The sequence below is a fragment of the Bradyrhizobium genomosp. I (2014) genome (genome assembly GCF_000261685.1).
Lineage (GTDB): Bacteria > Pseudomonadota > Alphaproteobacteria > Rhizobiales > Xanthobacteraceae > Bradyrhizobium.
In genome coordinates, this window is record NZ_AJQE01000364.1 from 21676 (window position 1) to 44065 (window position 22390).

Annotated in this window: 19 protein-coding genes; 9 read left to right on the forward strand and 10 right to left on the reverse strand. The window is 65.8% G+C overall.

Translation table 11 applies throughout. The features are described 5' to 3' along the window. Positions 1–21: 21 nt before the first annotated feature. On the reverse strand, positions 22–1527 hold the full coding sequence (gene mhpA / locus IC50_RS31980) for a bifunctional 3-(3-hydroxy-phenyl)propionate/3-hydroxycinnamic acid hydroxylase MhpA (RefSeq protein WP_035714744.1): 1506 nt from the start codon (positions 1525–1527) through the stop codon (positions 22–24). 132 nt (positions 1528–1659) lie between these two features. Beyond that, positions 1660–2451 (reverse strand): DNA-binding transcriptional regulator, encoded by a 792-nt coding sequence (locus IC50_RS31985; RefSeq protein ID WP_035714747.1) that lies wholly within the window; start codon positions 2449–2451, stop codon positions 1660–1662. Positions 2452–2596: 145 nt separating this feature from the next. On the opposite strand from IC50_RS31985, the gene IC50_RS31990 reads away from it, so the two are divergent. Together IC50_RS31990 and IC50_RS31995 are read left to right on the forward strand one after the other, a co-directional pair. Next, a complete protein-coding gene (locus IC50_RS31990; protein WP_035714749.1) occupies positions 2597–3580 on the forward strand; it encodes a VOC family protein in 984 nt (327 codons plus the stop codon). Between the two features lie 37 nt (positions 3581–3617). Next, positions 3618–4580 (forward strand): MBL fold metallo-hydrolase, encoded by a 963-nt coding sequence (locus IC50_RS31995; RefSeq protein ID WP_035714751.1) that lies wholly within the window; start codon positions 3618–3620, stop codon positions 4578–4580. A gap of 11 nt (positions 4581–4591) precedes the next feature. Here IC50_RS31995 and IC50_RS32000 read toward each other — a convergent pair whose 3' ends face one another. After that, complete coding sequence (locus IC50_RS32000; protein ID WP_035714755.1) at positions 4592–5239, reverse strand: response regulator; 648 nt, start codon at positions 5237–5239, stop codon at positions 4592–4594. Beyond that, positions 5236–6618, reverse strand: coding sequence for a sensor histidine kinase (locus tag IC50_RS32005; protein WP_035714758.1), 1383 nt, complete (start codon positions 6616–6618; stop codon positions 5236–5238). The genes IC50_RS32000 and IC50_RS32005 overlap by 4 nt, the downstream gene beginning before the upstream one ends. A gap of 190 nt (positions 6619–6808) precedes the next feature. Between IC50_RS32005 and IC50_RS32010 the strand changes: the two genes are divergently transcribed. Then, a complete protein-coding gene (locus IC50_RS32010; protein WP_035714760.1) occupies positions 6809–7666 on the forward strand; it encodes a DUF3280 domain-containing protein in 858 nt (285 codons plus the stop codon). Positions 7667–7672: 6 nt separating this feature from the next. On the opposite strand, the gene IC50_RS32015 is transcribed toward IC50_RS32010, so the two are convergent. The 3 genes from IC50_RS32015 to IC50_RS32025 are packed head-to-tail and all read right to left on the reverse strand — an operon-like array spanning position 7673 to position 10710. Further along, entirely contained in the window at positions 7673–8704 is a 1032-nt protein-coding gene (locus IC50_RS32015; RefSeq protein WP_035714826.1) for an L-idonate 5-dehydrogenase, read from the reverse strand. A gap of 26 nt (positions 8705–8730) precedes the next feature. Then, entirely contained in the window at positions 8731–9498 is a 768-nt protein-coding gene (locus IC50_RS32020) for an SDR family oxidoreductase (RefSeq protein WP_035714764.1), read from the reverse strand. Positions 9499–9510: 12 nt separating this feature from the next. Further along, positions 9511–10710, reverse strand: a complete 1200-nt coding sequence (locus IC50_RS32025) for a mandelate racemase/muconate lactonizing enzyme family protein (RefSeq protein ID WP_035714768.1) — start codon at positions 10708–10710, stop codon at positions 9511–9513. A gap of 177 nt (positions 10711–10887) precedes the next feature. On the opposite strand from IC50_RS32025, the gene IC50_RS32030 reads away from it, so the two are divergent. Both IC50_RS32030 and IC50_RS32035 read left to right on the forward strand, forming a co-directional pair. Beyond that, on the forward strand, positions 10888–11655 hold the full coding sequence (locus tag IC50_RS32030) for a GntR family transcriptional regulator (protein WP_035714772.1): 768 nt from the start codon (positions 10888–10890) through the stop codon (positions 11653–11655). A 27-nt stretch (positions 11656–11682) separates the two neighbouring features. Continuing rightward, positions 11683–13047, forward strand: a complete 1365-nt coding sequence (locus IC50_RS32035) for an MFS transporter (protein WP_035714776.1) — start codon at positions 11683–11685, stop codon at positions 13045–13047. A gap of 46 nt (positions 13048–13093) precedes the next feature. On the opposite strand, the gene IC50_RS32040 is transcribed toward IC50_RS32035, so the two are convergent. The 3 genes from IC50_RS32040 to IC50_RS32050 all read right to left on the reverse strand — a co-directional run bounded on the left by IC50_RS32040 (position 13094) and on the right by IC50_RS32050 (position 17413). Next, positions 13094–13330 (reverse strand): hypothetical protein, encoded by a 237-nt coding sequence (locus IC50_RS32040; RefSeq protein ID WP_035714827.1) that lies wholly within the window; start codon positions 13328–13330, stop codon positions 13094–13096. 121 nt (positions 13331–13451) lie between these two features. Next, positions 13452–14702, reverse strand: a complete 1251-nt coding sequence (locus tag IC50_RS32045) for an arsenic transporter (protein ID WP_035714828.1) — start codon at positions 14700–14702, stop codon at positions 13452–13454. Positions 14703–14935: 233 nt separating this feature from the next. Next, positions 14936–17413 (reverse strand): PAS domain-containing hybrid sensor histidine kinase/response regulator, encoded by a 2478-nt coding sequence (locus tag IC50_RS32050; protein WP_035714830.1) that lies wholly within the window; start codon positions 17411–17413, stop codon positions 14936–14938. Positions 17414–17628: 215 nt separating this feature from the next. Between IC50_RS32050 and IC50_RS32055 the strand changes: the two genes are divergently transcribed. From IC50_RS32055 to IC50_RS32070, 4 genes are all read left to right on the forward strand, one after another. Then, entirely contained in the window at positions 17629–18720 is a 1092-nt protein-coding gene (locus IC50_RS32055; protein ID WP_035714780.1) for a zinc-binding metallopeptidase family protein, read from the forward strand. 266 nt (positions 18721–18986) lie between these two features. Beyond that, the gene (locus IC50_RS32060) at positions 18987–21002 is read left to right on the forward strand and encodes an acetyl-CoA carboxylase biotin carboxylase subunit (protein ID WP_035714785.1); all 2016 of its coding nucleotides are present in this window, start codon (positions 18987–18989) and stop codon (positions 21000–21002) included. A gap of 222 nt (positions 21003–21224) precedes the next feature. Beyond that, positions 21225–22091: an isocitrate lyase/PEP mutase family protein gene (locus tag IC50_RS32065; RefSeq protein ID WP_035714790.1), complete on the forward strand. Its 867-nt coding sequence runs from the start codon at positions 21225–21227 to the stop codon at positions 22089–22091. After that, the gene (locus IC50_RS32070; RefSeq protein WP_035714793.1) at positions 22088–22387 is read left to right on the forward strand and encodes an acylphosphatase; all 300 of its coding nucleotides are present in this window, start codon (positions 22088–22090) and stop codon (positions 22385–22387) included. Before IC50_RS32065 ends, IC50_RS32070 begins: the two co-directional genes overlap by 4 nt. The last annotated feature ends 3 nt before the right edge of the window (positions 22388–22390 follow it).

Here is a 22390-nt window from a genome sequence, read left to right on the forward strand (position 1 = left end):
TGTCCTTGGAAGTGGGTTCGATCAGGCCGCGGACGGCACTTGGGTTGAAGGCTCGAGAACGGCAACGAGCCGGGCGAGCTCGGACTCGTTGCGGGCGGTGCCGCGGATGTAACGGTCGGGACGAACCAGCGCGGCGACGATGCCCTGCTCGCGGAGCCAGTCGCCGATGGCTTCCGCATCATCGTGGGTCAGGATCTCGATACCTGCCTGTGAAAGCGCGAGACGCGAGGAGAGCGTGACGTCCGCTACGAACAGCACATGGCTGTAGCCGGTTCGGTCGTCGCTGCGGCGGCCGTCGTTCAACGCAAATTGCGGCGCGAGATGGCCGGCGAGTGGCAAATCGCCGAGCGCGAGTCCGGGGCCGAGCAGGGGCTTTTTCACCTCGAGCTTGACCGGCGCATTGTCGCGGGGCTGGCCGGCGGCAAGGCCGGCTTCGATCGCCTTGGTGTTGATCACGCCGCCGAGGCGAATGGCGAGCTCGATGAATTCGCGCACATGCGGCAGCCGTTCGCTCTGATAGGTGTCGAGCAGACGGGGCGCTGCGCCCTCGCGGATGATGGCGCCGAGCTTCCAGGCGAGGTTGGCGACATCGCGGATGCCGGCGCACATTCCCTGGCCGAGGAACGGCGGGGTCTGATGCGCGGAGTCGCCCGCCAGCAGCAGCCGGCGGTTTCGCCATTGCTGCGCGATAACGGAATGAAAAGTGTAGACCGCCGCGCGCTCGATCTCGGCATCGTCGGGCCCGATCCAGCGCGACAGCAGCTCCCAGACCTGGGCCGGCTGAGTGACGGCTTGCGAATCCTCGTCCGGGAGCACCGTAATCTCCCAGCGGCGCCGCGTGCCGGTGCCGCGCACATAAGTCGCCGGCCGGCGCGGATCGCAATGCTGAAGGCTGTAATCGCCGAGATCGTCGCGGTCGCGCTTGAGCAGGACGTCAATCACCAGCCACCGCTCGTGGAAGCCGAGGTCATCCATGCTGGAACCGATGAAGCGGCGCACCAGCGAGCGGGCGCCATCGCAGCCGATCACATAGCCGGCGCGGACCTCACAGAGCTTCCCGCTGGAGAGGTCTTCATAGCGGACGCGCACGCTATCCTCGTCCTGATCGAGCGCGAACACATCGCAGCGGTTGCGCAGGGTGACGTGTGGCCAGCGGGCGAGCCCGCCGATCAACACGTCCTCCAGATCCGGCTGGTGGAAGCGGTAGCTGAGATGCCAGCCCATCGGCGTCAGCGTCTGTGGACGGGACCAATCCAGCAGCATGCGACCGGCGGCATCGAGAAAGAGCATGCCGGGACTGAGGATGACATGCGGCAGGATCGCGTCGGCAAGGCCGATGGTCTGGAACACGCGCATGCATTCATCGTCGAAATGCACGGCCCGCGGCAGATGATAGGTCCGCGCCTCGCGCTCCAGCACCAGTGTCCGCACGCCGCACAGGCCGAGCAGGTTGGCGAGCGTGGCGCCAACCGGCCCCCGGCCGACGATCACGACGTCAAACTCTTCAGGGGCGGATTTATCTTGCATGGGGCTATCTCTTCCCCAGGCGAGGCCACCCCTTCAATGCCGCCGTGCCAAGTGTCCGCCCAGCGGACGGACTTCCGCCGCTCGCCATGACCGGGACGAGCCCGGCCATGACGGCGTGGAGACGTGAGCGCGTTATATCTCGACCGGGATGGCTGAGGCCGTCTCCTGAAGCGGCACTGCAAACTGCGCAATCGCCTCGTCGATCCCCAGTGCCGAGCGGATCCAGATGATGGAGATGCAGCCAAATACGATGCCGTTGCGAACAATGGGCACGGCAATCGAGGCTGTCTTGGGATTGTATTCGCCCTCGCTGCGGATCGCGTAGCCTCGCGCGGCAGTCTCGGCGATCATGCGGTCGAGGCGGGCATCGTCGAGAAAGGGGCGGTCGTCGGCCTCGTCGATGCGGCGGAGGTGATTGACGATCAGATCGCGCTCGTGCGCGGGGCAGGCGGCGAGATAGGCGCGGCCGGCAGAGGTGCGCAGCATCGGCAGACGCCTGCCGATCATGCCGCGGTCGATCGAGAGCGGGCTGCGCGAATGCGTGGTCTCCTGCACCACCATCGCAGCGTTCTCGTAGGTGGACAGATCGACCGGCCAGACCAGGGTCTTGCTGAGCTCGGTCAGATAAGGGGCTGCCGCCTGGCAGATCACCACGCCGGGATCGTAGCCGTCGCCGAGGCTCAGCGCCCGCCGGGTGACGCGAAAGCGGTCGTCGCTGGCGCTGCGGGCGATATAGCCGAGTTCCTCCAGCGTTTCGAGCAGGCGGTAGACCGTGGGGCGCGGCAGGTCGAGCGCGCGGGCAACGTCCCCGGCGCGGATGCCGCCGGAGCGGTTGACCTCCTGCAGAACGTCGAGCCCGCGCTTGAAGGCGCGGACGCCTTCGGACTGCCGCGGCTGGCCGTTCCGCGTCCGCTCCTTGGACACTTCGTATTTCCTCCCTTGTGGCCGACGGCCCCGCGATTATCGTCTTTGCGAACGCGAAGCGATTGCGAACGCACCGTAGGATCGCGCGCGGCCGGTATCAAGCTCGCCGCGGTGCGGCGGTCGCGATGCCTTCGGGAGGAATTCGATGGAAATCACAGCGCTCGGCTATATCGGGATCAATTCATCCCAGCTCGATCAGTGGAGCCAGATGGCGACCGGGCTGCTCGGCATGCAGCAGGTCGATCGTGGCGGCAGGATGCGCGCCTTCCGCATGGACGACCGCAAGCAGCGCCTGATCGTCGACGGCAGCAACGATGCGGGGCTCGCGGTGATGGGGTGGGAAGTTCCTTCGACTGCCGAACTGGACCGGTTGGCAGGACGGCTCGAAAGCCATGGCATCAAGGTGGTCCGAGGCTCGCGCGCGCTCGCTGACGAGCGGCATGTCACCGAGCTGATCGCGTTCGCCGATCCCGCGGGCAACAGATTGGAGGCCTTCTGCAAGCCTGAGCTTGCGCGCGAGCCCTTCATGCCCGGACGACCGATCTCGGGTTTCCGCACCGGCGCGCTCGGCATGGGGCATGTCGTGCTCAATGTGGAGGATGTCGAGCCGCTGTTACCGTTCTATCGCGACGTGCTCGGCTTCCACGTCTCTGATTTCGGGCTGAAGCCCTATGGCCTCTACTTCTTCCACGTCAATGGCCGCCACCATTCCTTCGCGATGGTCGGCTCCGGCCGCAAGGCGCTGCATCATTTCATGGTCGAGCTCGGCAGCCTCGATGATGTCGGGCAGGGCTATGACCTCGCGCAGATGGACGAGGGGCGCATCGCCTACACGCTGGGCCGGCACACCAATGACCACATGACCTCGTTCTACGTGAATACGCCGTCCGGCTTCTTCATCGAATATGGCTGGGGCGGGCGCGTCATCGATCCAGAGACCTGGCAGCCGCACGAGACCTTTGACGGGCCCTCGCTATGGGGCCACGAGCGGCTCCATATGCCCGAGGAGCAGCGCAAGCGGTTGCGCGACATGCGGCTCGATGCGGCCGCGCGCGGCGTGCGCGTCGCCGACCCGCGCGTGCCGCCGCTCAACTGCGCGTGGCTGGACTCGGTGGTCGCGCGCGAATGATCCGCCGCCAATAATCCAACATTCAGGAAAAGAAGATATGCTCAAAACCCTCTTGCGGGCGAGCCTTGTGCTGCTCGCGTTCACCACGGTCGCCTGTGCCGAACCGATGAAGGTCACGCTGCTCGGCACCGGCGTGCCGACGCCGCGGCCGAGCAGTTTCAGCGCGTCGACTCTCGTGGAGGCAGGGAGCGAAAAATTGCTGTTCGATCTCGGCCGCGGCGCGACCATGCAGCTCTACAAGCTGAAAGTTCCGCTCGGCGCGATCACCGCGAATTTCATCACGCATCTGCACTCCGACCACATCGTCGGGCTACCCGACATGTGGCTGACAGGGTGGCTTGCCACGCCCTGGGCGTCTCGCAAGGGGCCGTTCAAGCTCTACGGGCCAAAGGGCACCGTCGCGATGACGGAGAATCTGACCAAGGCCTTCGTCGACGACATCCGCATTCGCATCGATGACGAGCATCTGGATCCCGTAGCGGTCACGTTCGCGGCCAAGGATATCGACGCCGGGCTGGTCTATGAGAACAACGGCGTGGAGGTTACTGCGATCGAGGTCAATCACGGCGAGAAGATCAAGCCCTCGTTCGGTTATGTCGTCGAATATGGCGGCCACAAGGTCGTGCTCTCAGGCGACACCAAGTACGACGAGCGTATTGCGAAGGCGGCCGAGGGCGCCGACCTCCTGATCCACGAGGTCGCGGTGATCGAGCCGGAGCTGCTCGTCAAAAATCCCGTCTACAAGGACATTCAGGCGCACCATACCTCGCCCGAGGAGGCCGGCCAGATCTTTGCGGCCGCCAGGCCAAAACTCGCGGTCTATTCCCACATCGTGTTCGGCACGGTGAAGCCCGCGCCCGATATTCCCGAGGAGCCGCTGATCCTGCGCACGCGCACTACCTACAAGGGGCCGTTGCGCGTCGGCCGTGACATGATGTCGTTCAGGATCGGTGACACCGTGGAGGCGTTCTCCCCTGACGGAGCGCGGTTGGACCCGTAAGGCAACGGCGATCAGACCTCGGTCAACAGTCCCTGGCGCAGCGCCAGGCGGACCAGCTCGATGTCGGAGCCGACGCCGAGCTTGTCCTTGATCAGGGAATGCAGGTTCGCCACCGTCTTTGGGCTGACATGAAGCGTTTCGGCGATCTGCTCCGTCGTGTTCTCGGCGAGCAGCAGCCGCAGCACCTCGAACTCGCGCGGCGTCAGCACGTCGGCGGCCGAGCTCTCGCCGCTGATGCGGCTGAGCGCAAGCTCGTGGTCGATGTCGGGGCTGATGGCGATCTTGCCGGCGAGCACGTCCTTGACCGCGCGCACCAGCGTCTCGGGCGGACTGGTCTTGGTGACGTAACCCCTCGCACCGGCGCGAATCCCCTGCACGGCAAAGCCGGCATTCTCGTGCATGGTGAAGACGAGAATTCGCGCCGCCTTGTCCCACTGCCTGATCCGCCTGACGGCCTCGATGCCGCCGATGCCGGGCATGCTGAGGTCCATGATAACGAGGTCGGGCGCCTCGGATTTGTACAGACGATAGGCCTCTGCACCGTCGGCCGCCTCGGCGATGACGCGCAGGCCGGGCTGCTTCTGGAGCACGGAGCGATAACCTTCGCGGACGACGGAATGGTCGTCGACCAGCAGGATGGTCGCATCAGTCGCGCTCATGCCGCGTGCTCCAGCGCCTGCCGATCGGCGCCCGCGAGGGGAATGAACACCCGCAGCGCGGAACCATGCGGGCCGGTCTCGAAGCTCAGCCGGCCGCGAAGCGCGGCGACGCGCTCGCGCATGCCGAGCAGGCCCATGCCGGATTTGACGGCAGCCTCGTTCGGCCGGCCGTCATCCTCGATCGCGAGCGCGATCTCATTGTCGGCCATCGTCAGATGCAGGCTGACCTTGGTTGCGCCGGCGTGCTTGGCCGCGTTGGTGAGCGCCTCCTGTACGATGCGGTAGAGATTGGCGCTGACCGAGGCTGGCACGCTCTCGAAGGCACCGTCGAACCGGATATCGAAGCGGGTCTGGCCGCGGCTGCGGCCGTTCCACCCCGACACCAGTCCTTCGAGGCTCGCGACCAGGCCGAGCTCGTCGACATCCGGCGGCCGCAACCGGAACAGCGCCCCGCGCAGCGTCTCCATCATGCCGGTCGCGGTTCGGGCAATGCTGTCGCACTCTCCAAGCAATCCGGGACAGTCCTGCGCCGCGGTCTGGCGGGCAGACGCGGCAAGCGCGCGGATCGCGGCGAGCGACTGGCCGAACTCGTCATGCAGCTCGCGCGCGAGATGGCGGCGCTCGTCGTCCTGCAGCGCGATCAGCTTCCGCGTCAGCTCGCTGCGCTCGGCAAGCGCGGTGTCGAGGCTTTCGGCGAGATGGTTGAAGACATCACGGATGGCAGAGAGCTCGGCGAGGTCGAACGGCGGTAGTCGCGCGGTGAGGTCACCGGCGGCGATCCGCTCGAGGCCGGCGCCGATCATGCGGGTCGGGCGCAGCGCGCGCGCCAGCGCGGCATAGACCAGCGCGCAGAGCAGCGGCAGCGCGATCGCAAGCGCGATCATCAGGCGGCCGGCCTCGTGCCAGGCCTCGGCCGTCTGCACGGCCGCATCGACCGAGACCACGGTCTCGCCGAGCTTCGCTCCACGCACGATCACGGGCCGTGCCGCCTCGCGACCGGGGTCGAACAGGCCGCGATAGAAGGCGGCGAAGGCCTGCGGCGGCGGGCTCGCCGGGGCAGGCGCACCGCTGCAGAACCGCTGCAGCATCTCGCCGCTCGCGCCGCGGAATGCCAGACACAAGCCGGGCGTCATCACATAGGCGGCGACGGGGTCGAGGTTGGGGAAGTCGGAGCGCGGACCGGCCACCCACTGGATCTTACCCTGCTGCAGCTCCAGCGACTTCGCCACGATCGCGGCGATGCCGTCGATGCGTGCATGGGCCTCACGATCGGCCGTGATCAGGAAATAGGCGGATATCCCGGCGAAGCAGGCGGCCGATATCGCGGCCACGCGCAACGTCAGTCGGACCTTGAGATCGAATCTCGGGCGGTTCCACATCGGGGGTGCCTTGCGCGAACGGGTCTGTCGCCCCTGCATTAAACGGCAGAACGCCAGCCGCGGAAAGCACCAGGTGTTACTGCAGTGCAATGGCGTGAAATTTTCCCGGCGCTCGCCGGGACGGTCCCCGTTGCGGGGCCGAGGGCTGCCGCCGAGATTTGCGAACCGCTTCATTTGCGAGGCCGCATTCATGCATCTCTTCCGGTTGGTTCTCTCTGCCGTTCTCCTGCTCCTCCTGCCTCATTCGCCTGCTACCGCCGAGGTGGCCATTGCCGTCGCCATCGACGATTTCAGCTATACCGATACCTCGGCCGAGCCGACCAACCAGACTGCCGCCCACGAGCGTCGGCTGGCGGCGTTCATGGCGGCGCTTCGAAAGGACATCGGTGCGGAGCAGCGCTACCGCCTGGTGCCGTCCACCCAGGACGGAGCGGCGTTCAAGGTCATCGGCGGCATCCAGAAGACGAGCACGCTGGTGCAATGGGCCAAGGTCGCGGTGATCGATGTCGGCGCCAGGAAGCTCGTGATGGACAAGCTCTACACCTTCCGCGGCGATAATGATGAATCATGGCATCGGGCGGAGGTCTTCGTGTCCCGCGAGGTCATGGCCGCGCTCGCCACGCCCGCGCTGGCCGTGTTCGACTTCGAGCTCGAGGATACGACAGCCGCCTCGGCGAGCGCTTCAGCCACGTCGGATGCGGCATACCTGGCCGAGGTCACCAGCAGCGTGCGTGACGCCCTCGGCCAATCCGGCCGCTACCGCATCGTCGACGTCGGCAGCGCGCGCGGCGCGGCCGCGGGGCAGGCATTGCGCGACTGCGGCGGTTGCGAGGCGGCGATTGCGCGGAAGCTCGGCGCGGATCGGTCGCTGCTCGGAGTGGTGCGGCGGGTCAGCCGCACCGAATACACACTCGGGTTCCAGCTGCGCGATGCCAATACCGGCACGGTGCTGGCGCGCGGCGACAGCGGCCTGCGCATGGGCGCCGACTATTCCTGGAAGCGTGGGGCCGTGCGGCTGGTCAGCGACCGGTTGATTGAGAGCCACTAGCGCGCTTCAGAACGTCAGCTGCACCTTCATCGACCGCGCGCGGTCGCTGGCGAGCTCGAAGGCGGCGACCGCGTTCTCGAACGGCATGGTCGCCGTGATCAGCGGTTTGACGTCGATCAGGCCTTCGCCCATCAGCCGCACCGCGAGCTCGAACTCGGGGTCGAAGCGGAAGGTGCCGCGGAGCTGCAATTCCTTCGCGACGATCGAGTTGATCGGCAGCGTCATCTCACCGCCAAGGCCGAGCTGAACCAGAGTTGCGCCCGGGCGCAGCACGTCGAGCGCGGCGCGCAGCGCAGCCTGATTGCCGGACGCCTCGAACAGCGTGTCGAACACGCCCTTTCCGGCGCGCCAGGGATCGAGCGCGGTGGCGTTGGTCGCGACATTGATGGCATGCGTGGCGCCGAGCTTCTTCGCGACCGCGAGCGGCGCATCGGCGACATCGGTCACCACGATCTCGGCGGCACCTCCGAAACGCGCCACCAGGATCATCAGCGCGCCGATCGGGCCGCAGCCGGTGATCAGCACGCGCTTGCCGAGCAGGGGACCTGCCTGCTTGCCCGCATGCAGGCACACCGCGAGCGGCTCCGCGACTGCGGCCTCCGCCAGCGAGAGCTCGTCCGCGATCGGCACCGCCTGCGTCGCATCGACCGTGATGAATTCGCGAAAGCCGCCCTGGACATGGGGAAAACGCATCGCACTGCCGAGGAAGCGCATGTCGAGGCACTGGTTGCGCATGCCCTCCCGGCAATGCAGACACTGCCCGCACGGGTTGCTCGGATTGACCGCAACGCGCGTGCCCGGCTTGACGGCGGTAACGCCGTCGCCGACGGCGGCGACCACGCCGGCAATCTCGTGACCGAGCGCCATCGGCTGCTGGATCCGTACCGTGCCGAAGCCGCCGTGATGGTAGTAGTGCAGGTCGGAGCCGCAGATGCCGCCATTGGCGATCTTGATGCGAACCTCGCCCGGGCTGGGCTCCGCATCCGGATAGCTATCGATCCGCAGGTCCTTCGGGGCGTGAATGACGACGGCGCGCATGGCTTGCTCCTTCGCTGTCTTCGCGGTCACATCGCGGCGATCATGCCGCCATCGACATAGATGATCTGGCCGTTGACATAGGTGGAGGCATCCGAGGCGAGGAAGATCGCCGCGCCCACCAGCTCGTCCGGCTTGCCCCAGCGTTTTGCGGGGATGCGGCCCATCAGCCAGGTGTTGAAGTCGGCGTTGTTGACCAGCGCCTCGTTCATGTCGGTCAGCATGTAGCCGGGACCGATCGCATTGGCCTGGATGCCGTGCTGGGCCCATTCCACCGCCATCGAGCGGGTCAGGTTCTTGATGCCGCCCTTGGCCGCGGTGTAGGGCGCGATGGTCGGGCGGGCGAGCTCGCTGCCGAGCGAGCCGATATTGATGATCTTGCCATGCTTGCGCGGGATCATGCGCCTGGCCGCTTCGCGGCCGATCACGAAGGCGCTGGTGAGGTTGGTCTCGATCACCTTGCGCCATTCGTCGGTGGTGAATTCCACCAGCGGCTTGCGATGCTGGATGCCGGCATTGTTGACCACGATGTCGACCGCAATGCCTTGTCTGTCGAAGTCATCGAAGGCAGCGACGATCGCGGGCTCGTCGGTGACGTTGAACGCGGCGCCTTCGGCCTGGTACCCGGCGCTGCGAAACTCGGCGACGGCCTGTTCGACGCGCCTGGGGTCGACGCCGTTGACGATGATCCTGGCGCCGGCCTTGGCCATGCCCTCGGCAATGGCGCGGCCGAGGCCTCGGGAGGAGCCGGTCACGAGCGTGGTGCGACCGGAAAGATCGAAGAGGGAGGTGCTCATCTCGAGAAATCCTCAGACGTTGGAGCGCCGCACGGTGAGATCGCTGCGCTCGAACACGGCAGGCAGGAGGTCGGCGCCAAGGCCGGGACCTTCCATCGGGAAGACATAGCCGTCCCTGATCGTGGGCATGGTGGTGACGAGCTCATTGTACCAGCCCTTGTAGAAGGCACGCACGGATTCCTGGATCAAGGTGTTGGGCTGGCTGAACGACATGTGGATGGCCGCGATGAAGCCGATCGGGCCGATGCAGTCGTGCGGTGCGAAGGGCCGGTGATAGGTCTCGGCCATCGCCGCGATCTTGCGGCCCTCGGTGAGGCCGCCGGTCCAGCAAAGGTCCGCCATCACCACATGCATGGCGTCGCGGTCGAGCATGTCCTTGTAGGGAAAGCGCGAGCCCAGCGTCTCGCTGGCGCAGACCCAGACGTCGGTCGAGCGCGCATATTCGGCCAGCGCTTGCGGCGAGTTCATGCGGATCGGGTCCTCGTACCAGGTCGGCTTGTAGGGCTCGAGCGCGCGCGCGATCTGCTTGGCGGTCGGCAGATTCCACAGCGAGTGGAGCTCGACCATGATCTCCATCCTGTCGCCGACCGCCTTGCGGATCTTCTCGAACGGCTCGATCGCCTGCTTCATCTGAGCGGCGGTGATGTAGAGGCCCTTGTTCTCCTGCGCCGCCGGATCGAACGGCCAGATCTTCATGGCGGAGATGCCGCTTTCCAAAAGGCTCTCGGCGAGCGCGTCGGCGCGATGCATGAAACCGTCGAGATCCTCGTAAGGCCCCTTGGAGGCGCCGAGATTCCAGTTCGCGACCGGGCTGATGTTGGTCGAGCGGACATATTGCGTGCCGGCGCAGGTGTTGTAGATGCGCTGCTTGTCGCGGCACAGGCCGCCAAGCATCTGGTGCACCGGCTGGCCGCAGACCTTCCCGAACAAATCCCACAACGCAATGTCGATCGCGGAGGCTGCACGATACTCGACGCCCGTCGACGACTGCGCCATCGGCAGGTTCAGCATGTCGCGGTGAATGGCTTCGATATGCAGGGGATTGCGGCCGAGCAGGCGGCCGGCAAAGGTGTCGTGAATCTGCGCCTCGACCGCGCCCGCGCCGTAGAACGTTTCGCCGAGTCCGATCACACCCGTGTCGGTGTGAACGCGGACCCAGATGACGTTGGAAAATTCCTCGGTACGCAGCGTCTCGATCGACGTGATCTTCACGGCAATTGTCCTCCCATTACAGACGTCGCGCGTCCGTCGTCTCATTTTGCGCTGCAACATGCTGCAGGCCGCGCGAGAGTCTTACGCCGGCTTGTAATATATCACAACATGTTTTAAGGCTCGAACCAACAGGGCGCCATCCAGCAACGAGAGCGCGGGCCAACGGGAGAGAACGACATGGCAAGGCGCAAGCGCGCACTCGAGGTGGTGAGAAGCGACGACGACGCCGAGGGCAAGCCCTCGCGGCGCAACCGGCTCAATTTCTTCGAGCTGGCCTACCAGAAGATCGAAGAGCTCCTCGTTCACTGCGAGCTCAAGCCCGGACAATTCATGACGATGCTGGAGTTGCAGCACATCACCGGCTTCGGGCGCACACCGGTGCATCACGCCGTCAATCGTCTCTCGGCCGATACCCTCATCATTATCCGGCCTCGTCACGGCCTGCACATCGCGCCGATCGATCTCGCGCGCGAGCGCATGTTGCTGGTCTTGCGCCGCGACATGGAGCGTTTCGTCGTCCGACTTGCCGCCGATCGCGCCAGCCTCTTGCATCGCAATCAGGCGCTGCACATCGAGCGCCTGCTGCGCGAGCGCCGCGCCAGCCTGACCCTCGACGAATTCAACAGCCTCGACCGTCGCATCGATGCGCTGGTGCTGGAGGCTGCGGGCGAACCGTTCCTGGTGCATACGATGCGGCCACTGCACACGCTGTATCGGCGCATCGGCTACATCCATCACCGCTTCATGCCGGGGCAGGCGGATCTGTCCGGCACGATCGATCATCATCTCGCCATTCTGGCAGCCGTCGCCAACCGCCGCGTCGAGGACGCGGTGAAGGCGAGCGATGCCCTGATCGACTACATGGACGAGATGTTCACGGGCATGGAGGCGGGAATCGATCCGCGCCTGCTCGACTGCAGCATCGAGCCGCTGCTCGACGCGTAGAGAGTTTCGAAGAGAGGACCAAGAAAAATGTCAACGATGGCCATGCCACAACCGACCGCGAGCGAAGCCGCGGTCCGCTATCTCATCACGAACTACAGCCCCAAGGGCAACAAGGTCGGCTGGCTGATGATGGCCTCGATCCTGGTCGAGGCCTGGGACCTCTATTCGATCGCCTTCGTGCTGATCTTCATCAAGGAGCAGTACAATCCCGATCCGCTGATGCTGGGCCTGGCCGCGGCCGGCACGCAGGGCGGCGCCCTGATCGGCGCGCTGCTCGGCGGCTGGCTGTCCGACAAGATCGGCCGCCGCGTGATGTTCCTGGTGACGATGGTGATGTTCATCGTGCTGGCGCTGGCGCAGGCCGTCGTGCCTGATGTCGCCTGGCTGGTCGTGATCCGCTTCCTGCTCGGCATCCCGCTCGGCTCCGACATCTCGACCGGCTACACCTACATCATGGAATCCATGGCCAAGGGCGAGCGCGAGGTCATGGGCAACCGCTGGCAGTTCATGTTCGCGGTCGGCGAGGTCCTGACGATCGGCGTCATCGTGATCTTCCTCCTGACCGACATGAACCACGAGATGCTGTGGCGCGTGACGCTCGGTCTCGGCGCTGTGCCGGCGCTGATCATCCTGATCATGCGCCACGACGTGCCGGAGACGGCGGTGTGGCTGGTGCAGAAGGGGCGCTACCGCGAGGCCAAGCAGGTCGCCCGCGAGATGTTCAACGACAATCTCGACATGCTGCCGGATCGGGACGTCGAGGTGCCGAAGGTCTCGACCCGCGCCTTCCTCGCCGACCTCAGGAAGGATCCGATCCGCTGGCGCGCCACTCTCTACGGCTGGATCGCCTGCTTCGCGCAAGGCAGCGAGTTCTCGACGTTTGCGTTCTACCTGCCGGTACTGTTCGTGATGGTCGGCGTGTCGAGCGTGCTCGGCAACAACCTGGTGACGATGGGACTGTTCTGCTTCGCCGCGCTGTCCGGCTGGGTCGGTCCGCTGCTGACGCCGAAGATCGGCCATCGCGGCATCGCCATCGCCGGTTTCGGCATCGTGCTGGCTTCGCTTCTGGTCGCAGCTTTCGCGCTCTACACCGACAACAAGATACTGCTGCCGTTCGCGGCCGCCGCCATGCTGTGGGGCCATTATTGGGATGCGTCGAACTGCATGACGATCCCGACCATGGTCGCCAAGCCGAAATACCGCGGCACCGCCAGCGGCTTCGCCTACATGTTCGTCAAGCTGCCGTCGTTCCTGGCGATCTTCCTGTTTCCGTCGCTGTTCGCGGCGATCGGGCAGGCCTACGCCACGCTGTTCGTCGCAATCTTCCCGCTGATCGGATTGCTCGCCGCGATCTTCATCCTTCCGGAAGTCTACGGCTACGAGAACGACTGAGGTGCGACCCGGTCGCGGCGTCGTGGCCGCGATCGGGCTCCTCCCGCTACGGGCTCAGGAAGACCGGATCGATCCCGGTGCCGTGGCCGAGCAGGCCGATGGCCTGAAGCTGGGCCGTGTGCAGGTCGATCTCCAGGATGGCGAACAAGGCCAGCAGCACCACGGCGGAGAAGACGAGCAGGGGATGGGACGTGTCCGTGCGGCTTTCGGCGGGCGCGACGAGGCTCTGAATTCCGCGACGCAGGGAGGAACTCTGCGGCAGCGACTTTGATCGAATCTGCATGATGAACCTTCCTTGCCGCGGCATGTCCGAAGCGCGCGACAAATGAACTCTAGCCGCGGCCGCACCGCCGGCATTGATGCACCGCAAACAATTGCACGTATTCAACCAGCGCGTTTTGCCGCTACCTGATGGCGACCGCCAGCGCAGCGATCAGGGCAGGCGGGGTCACCAGCAGGCCGAGCTTGAGGAACGGCCAGGCGCCGACCTCGATCTTCTCCCGCCGGAGCGCGACCAGCCAGAGGATGGTGGCGAGCGAGCCGGTCACCGACAGATTGGGGCCGAGATCGACGCCGATCAGGATGGCGCTGACGACTGGTGCGGGCAGATGATCGTTGGCGGCGACCGAGCCGGCGACGAGGCCGACCGGAAGGTTGTTGGCGATGTTGTCGGCGAGCGCGGTGGCGATACCGACGCTCCAGGCGGCCTGGGGCACCGATTGCGCGACCGCCTCCTGCAGCAGGGCGCTGAGCTGCGCGATCACGCCGGTCTTCACCAGCGCCTCCACCATGACAAACAGCCCGCCGACCAGCGGCAGCACGCTCCAGGAGACACCGTGCAGCACGGGCAAAGGCGATTGCCGGTTGATCAGCAGCACGATCGCCGCCGTCGCGACGCCGCAGATGAAGGTCGGCAGGCCCAGCTGCCGATCCAGCGCTGACGCAGTGACCAGCACGATGCCGATCGCGACGATGCCTGTTGCCGTGAGCTTGCCGCCGCGTCCAAGCTTCGGATGCGGCACGCTGCGGGCAATCGTCTCTTCCTTGAGCGCGCGGTGCTGGCTCAGGCGCAGCACCACGTAAGTGAGCAGGATCGAGGCCGCCGAGGGCAGGGCGAACAGGCGCAGCCATTCGGTGAGCTGCGGCATGCGCGCGCCGAACACGACGAGATTGGCCGGATTGGAAATCGGCAGGACGAAGCTCGCGGCATTGGCGATGAAGGCACAGACGAACAGATAGGGGAGCGGCTTGGCGCCCGCCGCGCGCGTCGCGGCGTAGACCGCAGGCGTCAACACGATCGCGGTGGCGTCGTTCGAGAGCAGCACGGTCACCAGCGTGCCGACGAGATAGATCAGCAGGAACAGCCGCTGCGGCGAGCCGCGCGCATATTCGACCGCGAGCGCGGCGAGATAATCGAACAGGCCTTCGAGCCGCGCCAGTTCTGCGATCAGCATCATGCCGATCAGGAAGAGATAGACGTCGACGCCCTTCTCGATACCCGTCAGTGCATCCTGCCATGGCAGCAAGCCGAGCAGCACCAGCGCGCCAGCGCCGATCACGGCCCAGATCGCCTCGGGTAGGCGAAAGGGGCGGATGATGACGCCTGCGGTCGCGACGATGATGATGCTCCAGGCCCAGATGGCGTCAGACGGCACGGTCAATCCTCGAATGCAGGGGATTCATTCGGCAGCGATAGCCGATGCGAGAACCGCTGTCTTCCCGTACGCCTGCAAGGCGCGATGCCGGGTCTCGGGACGGCGCGCCGGCGCCGTCATTGCGAGGAGCTCTTGCGACGAAGCAATCCAGGCTGCCGCTGCGGAAAGAAGCCGGATTGCTTCGCTACGCTCGCAATGACGGAATGCAAGGCGCCGCCTCATGCCCATGACACTCACCGTGCCACCGAGAGCTTCTCCGTGATTGCCTTGCGCAGTATCCGCGACAGCGATTCCACCGAATACGGCTTCTGGATCAGTTCGAAGCCGCGATGGGCGTTTTCGGCGAGCACGTTGCTGTAGCCGCTGGTGAGCACCACGGGCAGGCCGGGATAGCGCTCGCGGATGATGCCGGCAAGCTCGACGCCGTTCATTCCGGGCATGATGACGTCGGAGAACACGAGGTCGACGGCAAATTCGTTCTCGCCGAGGATCGCCAGCGCCGCGTTCGCGTTGGCGACGCGGCGGACGACATAGCCGAGATCCTCCAGGAGTTCGGTCGAGAAGCGGCCGACTTCGTCGTCATCCTCGACCACGAGCACGCGATAGCCTCGCCCGGTCGCCGCAGCCTCGTGGCTCAGCGCCGCGGCTTCCTTGTCCGTCGCCGGGCTTCGCGCCTGTGGCAGATAGATGGTGAAGGTCGCGCCTTTGCCTTGCGTGCTCGTCACCGCGATGTCGCCCTCGGACTGCTTTGCGAAGCCGAAGGCCTGGCTGAGGCCGAGCCCTGTGCCCTTGCCGACCTCCTTGGTGGTGAAGAACGGCTCGAAGATCGAATCGAGATGCTCCGGCGCGATGCCGCTGCCGGTGTCGGTGACAGAGATGGCGACATAGTCGCCGCCGCGCGCCGATTGTGCGCGCAGGCTCGGAATCCCAAGGACCTTGCGCACGGCGATGGTGAGGCGGCCTTCGCCATCCATGGCATCGCGGGCGTTGATGGCGAGGTTGATCAGCGCGGCCTCGAACTGGGCGATGTCGGCTACGGTGAAGCAGTCGGCATCGTGAACCTCCACGGCGATCTCGATGCGGGCGCCGACCAGCGGCCGGACCAGCTGCGCCACGCCTTCGACCTGGCTGCCGACGTTGAAGATCTGCGGCTTCAGCGGCTGCCGGCGCGCGAACGCCAGAAGCTGCGCGGTCAGCTTGGAGGCGCGCTCGACCGTCTCGGAGATGGCGTCGACGTAGCGGCGACGACGTTCCTCCGGCAGCTCGCGGCGGCGCAGGAAGTCGGTGGCAGAGCGGATGATGGTGAGGAGATTGTTGAAGTCGTGGGCGACGCCGCCGGTGAGCTGGCCGATCGCCTCCATCTTCTGCGATTGCCGCAGCGCTTCCTCGCCGCGGCGGCGCTCCGTGATGTCGACGGCCTCGGGCACGGCACCGGTGATGTTGCCGTGGCGGTCGAACACGGGGCGCATGCCGAAGTCGAAATCGCGCTCGCCGACGGGAAGGCGCAGGCGCATCTCCAGCCGGACCGCTTCACCCCTCAGCACGGTGTGGAAGGCTTCGCGCACCAGCGCGCTCATGCCCTCCGTCGCGCTGAACCAGGGCGTGTCCCAAAACAGCTTTCCGATCACATCCGAAGAGCCCGCCTTGATGCCGTCCAGCGCGGTCCTGTTGGCGTAAAGCAGCTCGCCTCTGAGATTGACCAGGCCCTGATACTGATTGCTGGTCTCCAGGATCGCACGCAGCCGTGCCTCGTTGGATTCGAGCTCGGCGGTGCGCTCGGCAATGCGCTGTTCCAGCGTCTCGTTGAGCTGCCTGAGCTCGATCTCGGCCTGCTTGGCGACGGTGATGTCGTGGGCGACGCCGATGAAGCCGATATGCTTGCCTGTCGGGTCCCAGCGCGGCTGCGATTCCGATCTAAGCCACCGCCATTCGCCGCTTGCGTTCCTGTAACGCGCTTCCAGCACGAAGGGTTTGAGGGACGCTTCGCCCTGGACGGATTGCTGGAGCACGTGCGGAAGGTCGTCGGGATGCAACACCTTGCGCCAGTCGAAATCGATTGCCTGGTCGTACGGCAGGCCGACGAAATCGACGTAGGCCTGGTTGGCGAAGGACCGCTTGCGATCGAGCTTGGTCACCCAGATCGGCACCGGCGCGCTGTCGGCGATCAGCCGGAAGCGCTCCTCGCTCTCGCGCAGCGTCTCGCGCGCGAGCATCTGGTCGGTGATGTCGATGTGGGCGCCGACGAGCCGAATGGCGCGGCCGTCCTTGTCGCGCTCGATCTTGGCGACGACCCGGATCCAGCGGGTCTCGCCGTCGCTGGGACGGATGATGCGGTATTCGGCAACGTAGTCTTCGCTCGTTCCGGCGAGAGCCTCGAAGAAATGCTTGACGGTTGCCTCGCGGTCGTCGGGATGGATACGATTGACCCAATCCTCGTGCGACTCCTCGGCAGCTTCCGGCGGCAGGCCGTGGATGATCAGATATTCGGGCGAGCGGCGGTTCTTGAAGCCTTCGCGGAAATCGACCTCGACGCCGCCGACCTTGCCGATGCGCTGGATGCGCGCAAGCTCGGCCTCGCGCTCCTGCAGCGCACGATAGGCGTTGTCGCGCTCGCGTGCGATGTCTTCGAGGTGCTGGCGCAGCCTTTCGGCGGCGATGGTCTCGGGCAAGGGATCGTTCAAGGCATCGGCCGTTGTGATGCGGGTGCGCACGTGCCGGACCAATATTCACACAGACGGAACGCGATGGCCATCGTTTAGAGAGGAAAGTGTCGGGAAATAAGAGCGAGCGTGCCTGAACGCGGAAAACTGCGCGGTGGCAACGTCTGGTCTGGCAATTTGTTCCGGACACTGGAACGATCGGCTGATCGAGGCGTCTTCGCGAGGTGCCAACTCTCATAAGAATCCCTTTCCAAAGAGGCTAGATCTTGAAGCTCTTCGTCTGTCAGGCCTGCGGCAACGTTCTCTATTTCGAGAATCGTGCCTGCGAACGCTGCGGCCATCGTGTCGCCTTCCTGCCGGAGAAGGAGACCATGTCGGCGATCGAGCCCGACGGAGAAGCCTGGAGGACATTGGCCGACAATGGCGAAGGCCGGATGCTGTGCCGGAATGCCGAGTACGATGCCTGCAACTGGCTCACGGACACAGGCGATACCACCGGCTATTGTCGCGCCTGCCGCCACAATGGGACGGTGCCGAACCTCTCCGATCCGGCGCAGCTCGCCGGATGGCGTGAGCTGGAGGTGGCCAAGCACCGATTATTCTATTCCCTGATCCGCTGGAGGCTGCCGCTCCAGTCCCGGTGGGACAATCCCGAGCATGGCCTGATCTTCAATTTCCTCGCCGACGATCCGCACAGCGGAGAGACGGTCATGACCGGCCACGACAATGGCCTGATCACGATCGCGCTGACCGAAGCCGACGACATCGAGCGCGAGCGGCGCAGGCTGGAGCTGGGCGAGCCTTACAGGACGCTGCTCGGACATTTCCGCCACGAGGTCGGGCACTATTTCTGGGACGTGCTGGTGCAGGGCGGCGGCAAGCTCGACCCGTGCCGCGCCGTGTTCGGCGACGATGCGGCCGATTACGGTCAGGCCTTGCAGCGCCATTATGCCGAAGGCCCGCCGCCCGACTGGCAGCAGAGCTACGTCTCGGCCTACGCCACGATGCATCCCTGGGAAGACTTCGCCGAGACCTGGGCGCACTACCTCCACATCGTCGACACCCTGGAGATGGCCGCCGAGTTCGGCATGGAGGTGCGCCCCAAGGTCGATCGCGACGGGGAGTTGACGGCGCGCATCCGTTTCGACCCCTACGAGGCAAGGGACGTCGAGGCGCTGGTCAACGCATGGCTGCCCTTCACCTTCGCCATGAACAGCGTCAACCGCGCCATGGGCCTGCGCGACCTCTATCCCTTCATCCTGTCGCCCGTGGTGGTCGCCAAGCTCGGCTTCATTCACGGCCTGGTCCGGGACGTGGCCAAGGCCGGGAAGCCCCTGGACGCGGCACGGCGTCCCTAAAGCATGATCCGGAAAAGTGCGCAGCGGCTTTCCGAAAAGATTATGCTTAAACAATAACCTGGAGCGCGATGACGCTTCATCCTGATCGCATCGCGCTTTAGGGCTCGCCGGGCCCATTTCGGTCTTGCGCTGGTACGCCAGAGGCCCCGGATTTAGACCGTTGCCTCCGGCCCATTTTGATGTACCACGGGGGCCACACGGCCCGTTCCCACAGGCCCCAACGGCCAGGAGACGGGTCCCGCCCAAGGTCGAGACTCAAGAAAAGCATGTTCAAACGCATTCTGATCGCCAATCGCGGCGAAATCGCCTGCCGGGTCATCAAGACCGCCCGCAAGATGGGAATTCAGACGGTTGCGGTCTATTCCGAGGCCGACCGCGATGCCCTCCATGTCGAGATGGCCGACGAGGCCGTGCTGATCGGCCCGCCCGCTGCGGCCGAGAGCTATCTGGTGATCGAAAAGATCGTCGAGGCCTGCCGCAAGACCGGCGCGCAAGCCGTGCATCCCGGCTACGGCTTCCTGTCCGAGCGCGAGGCGTTTCCGCGCGCGCTGGAGGCGGCCGGCATCGTCTTCATCGGCCCGAATCCGGGCGCGATCGCGGCGATGGGCGACAAGATCGAGTCCAAGAAGGCGGCGGCAAACGCCGACGTCTCGACCGTGCCGGGCTTTCTCGGCGTCATCGAAGACGCCAGGCACGCGGTCAGGATCGCCGACGCGATCGGCTATCCCGTGATGATCAAGGCCTCCGCCGGCGGTGGCGGCAAGGGCATGCGGATTGCCTACTCGACCCAGGAGGTCGAGGAGGGATTTGGGCTGGCGAAAGCGGAAGCGAAGGCTTCGTTCGGCGACGACCGCGTCTTCATCGAAAAGTTCATCGTCGATCCCCGCCACATCGAGATCCAGGTGCTGGGCGACAAGCACGGCAACGTGATCTATCTCGGCGAGCGCGAATGCTCGATCCAGCGCCGCAACCAGAAGGTCATCGAGGAAGCGCCGTCGCCGCTGCTCGACGAGGCCACCCGCCGCAAGATGGGCGAGCAGGCGGTCGCGCTGGCCAAGGCCGTGAACTACGACTCCGCCGGCACCGTCGAGTTCGTGGCGGGACAGGACAAGAGCTTCTACTTCCTGGAGATGAACACGCGCCTCCAGGTCGAGCATCCCGTCACGGAACTCGTCACCGGGATCGACCTCGTCGAGCAGATGATCCGCGTCGCCGCCGGCGAGAAGCTCGCCATCGCGCAGAAGGACGTCACGCTGACGGGCTGGGCGGTGGAATCCCGCCTCTACGCCGAAGACCCGTTCCGCAACTTCCTGCCCTCGATCGGGCGGCTCGTGAAGTATCGCCCGCCGGCGGAGGCCAGCAAGGACGGCATCACCATCCGCAACGATACCGGCGTGCAGGAAGGGGGTGAGATCTCGATCCATTACGATCCGATGATCGCCAAGCTCGTCACGCATGCGCCGTCGCGTGCGGCTGCGATCGAGGCGCAGGCCACCGCGCTGGACTCGTTCTACGTTGACGGCATCCGCCACAACATCCCGTTCCTGTCGGCGCTGATGCACCATCCGCGCTGGCGCGAGGGACGGCTCTCGACCGGCTTCATCGCCGAGGAATTCCCCAGGGGCTTTGCAGTGCGCGTTCCCGAAGGCGAGGTCGCACGGCGGATCGCCGCGGTCGGCGCCGCCATCGATCACGTGCTCGGCGAGCGCAAGCGGCAGATCTCCGGCCAGATGGGCGGCCGCATCGTGCAGCGCGAGCGGCGTCGCGCGGTCTGGCTCGATCGCGAGGAGATCCAGCTCGAGATCGCGCGCGAGGGCGAGGCGATCGCAGTGCGCTTCGTCGACGCCGAGGGCAAGACCGGCAACGCGCATCTGCTGCAGTCGTCGTGGAGGCCGGGTGATCCGGTCTGGCAGGGCACCATCGACGGTCAGTTCGTCGCCGTGCAGGCGCGTCCGATCGCCAACGGCATCCGCCTCGCGCACCAGGGCGTCGAGGTGCCGGTCTATGTCTGGACCGAAACGGAAGCGACCTCGGCGCGGCTGATGCCGGTCACGACGGCCTCCGACACCGGCAAGAAGCTGCTGTGCCCGATGCCCGGTCTCGTGGTCTCCATTGCGGTGACCGAGGGGCAGGAGGTCAAGGCCGGCGAGACGCTGGCGGTGGTCGAAGCCATGAAGATGCAGAACGTGCTGCGCGCCGAGCAGGACGGCACCGTGAAGAAGATCCATGCCAGCGCGGGCTCGACGCTCGCGGTGGACGCACTGATCCTGGAGTTTGCGTAACGAAGCCCACTCTCGTGTCCCGGACGCGATGCAACGCATTAGCGTTGCTTCGCAGAGCCGGGACCCAGATCGCTAGCATTTCGCTCAGCAGCATGGGCCTCGGCTCTGCAGCGCATCGCTGAAGGGCGCTGCGCTGCGTCCGGGGCACGAGAGTGCCATATTTCCGTCGCTCGCAATGACGGAGTATGCTGTGGCCTCCGTGACCTAACCGAGACAGCACCCATGGCCTTCCGTTCCCGCCGCGAGAAACTACGCTCCGTCCTGTCGGGCGGGGCTTGTGTCCATCCCGGCTCTGTGTACGACGCCATCTCGATCCGCATTGCCGAGGACCTCGGTTTTCCGCTCGGCATGTTCGGGGGATCAGTGGCCTCGCTGGCCGTGCTCGGCGATCCCGACGTCACGCTGATCACGCTCACCGAGCTTGCCGAGCAGATGCGGCGGATGTCGCGCGCCGCAACACTCCCCGTTCTGGTCGACGCCGATCACGGCTACGGCAATGCGCTCAACGTGCGCCGCACGGTGCAGGAGCTGGAGATGGCGGGCGCGGCCGGCCTCACCATCGAGGACACGCTGTTGCCGGCGGCCTTTGGCGAGACGAAGTCGCAGCTGATCCCGCTCGAGGAAGGCGTCGGCAAGATGAAGGCGGCGCTTGGCGGCCGCAGCGATGCCTCGCTGGTGATCATGGGCCGCACGGGCGCCGCCGCGATCACCTCGATCGAGGATGCGATCCGCCGCGCCAGGGCCTATGAGGCCACCGGGGTCGATGCATTGTTCTTCACCGGCATCAAGTCGCGCGCCGAGCTCGAGGCCATCGCATCCGCCACGCGCCTGCCGATCGTGCTCGGCGGCGCGCCGGAGGAATTGAACGTGCTCGATGACCTTGCGAGCCAGCGCGTACGCATCGCGTTGCAGGGCCATGCACCGATCGCCGCCGCGACGCAGGCCGTCTACGAGACGCAGAAGGCGTTGCGCGACGGCACGGCGCCGAAAAGCCTCAAGGGGCTGGCATCGTCGGAGCTGATGGCCCGCGTCATGCGCGAGAGCGAGGTCAGGACGCGCAGCGCCGACGTCCTGGAACCGAAAAAGTGAGCCGGGCGATTCTTCAGGTCATGATCCGCGGACGCGTGCAGGGCGTCGGCTATCGGGCCTGGGTCGAGTATCAGGCGACGACGAGCGGCCTCGAAGGCTGGGTCCGCAACCGCCGCGACGGCAGCGTGGAAGCGCTGTTCGCTGGCGCGCCGAAGCACGTTGCCGACATGGTCGCGCTGTGCCGCCACGGCCCGCCGGCCTCGCGCGTCGACAGTGTCACCAGTGAAACCGCGAACGCGGATGAACTCAATCTGCGCCGGGCAGGGGAGACATTCTCGGTGCTGCCGACGGCGTAGGTC

Bases quoted from the DNA above. Each gene is read 5' to 3' on its own strand.
- IC50_RS32030 (WP_035714772.1), top strand. From the start codon at position 10,888: ATGGCAAGGCGCAAGCGCGCACTCGAGGTGGTGAGAAGCGACGACGAC.
- IC50_RS32005 (WP_035714758.1), bottom strand. From the start codon at position 6,618: ATGTGGAACCGCCCGAGATTCGATCTCAAGGTCCGACTGACGTTGCGC.
- IC50_RS32035 (WP_035714776.1), top strand. From the start codon at position 11,683: ATGTCAACGATGGCCATGCCACAACCGACCGCGAGCGAAGCCGCGGTC.
- IC50_RS32015 (WP_035714826.1), bottom strand. From the start codon at position 8,704: ATGCGCGCCGTCGTCATTCACGCCCCGAAGGACCTGCGGATCGATAGC.
- IC50_RS32020 (WP_035714764.1), bottom strand. From the start codon at position 9,498: ATGAGCACCTCCCTCTTCGATCTTTCCGGTCGCACCACGCTCGTGACC.
- IC50_RS31990 (WP_035714749.1), top strand. From the start codon at position 2,597: ATGGAAATCACAGCGCTCGGCTATATCGGGATCAATTCATCCCAGCTC.
- IC50_RS32010 (WP_035714760.1), top strand. From the start codon at position 6,809: ATGCATCTCTTCCGGTTGGTTCTCTCTGCCGTTCTCCTGCTCCTCCTG.
- IC50_RS31995 (WP_035714751.1), top strand. From the start codon at position 3,618: ATGCTCAAAACCCTCTTGCGGGCGAGCCTTGTGCTGCTCGCGTTCACC.
- IC50_RS32060 (WP_035714785.1), top strand. From the start codon at position 18,987: ATGTTCAAACGCATTCTGATCGCCAATCGCGGCGAAATCGCCTGCCGG.
- mhpA (WP_035714744.1), bottom strand. From the start codon at position 1,527: ATGCAAGATAAATCCGCCCCTGAAGAGTTTGACGTCGTGATCGTCGGC.
- IC50_RS32065 (WP_035714790.1), top strand. From the start codon at position 21,225: ATGGCCTTCCGTTCCCGCCGCGAGAAACTACGCTCCGTCCTGTCGGGC.
- IC50_RS32000 (WP_035714755.1), bottom strand. From the start codon at position 5,239: ATGAGCGCGACTGATGCGACCATCCTGCTGGTCGACGACCATTCCGTC.
- IC50_RS32040 (WP_035714827.1), bottom strand. From the start codon at position 13,330: ATGCAGATTCGATCAAAGTCGCTGCCGCAGAGTTCCTCCCTGCGTCGC.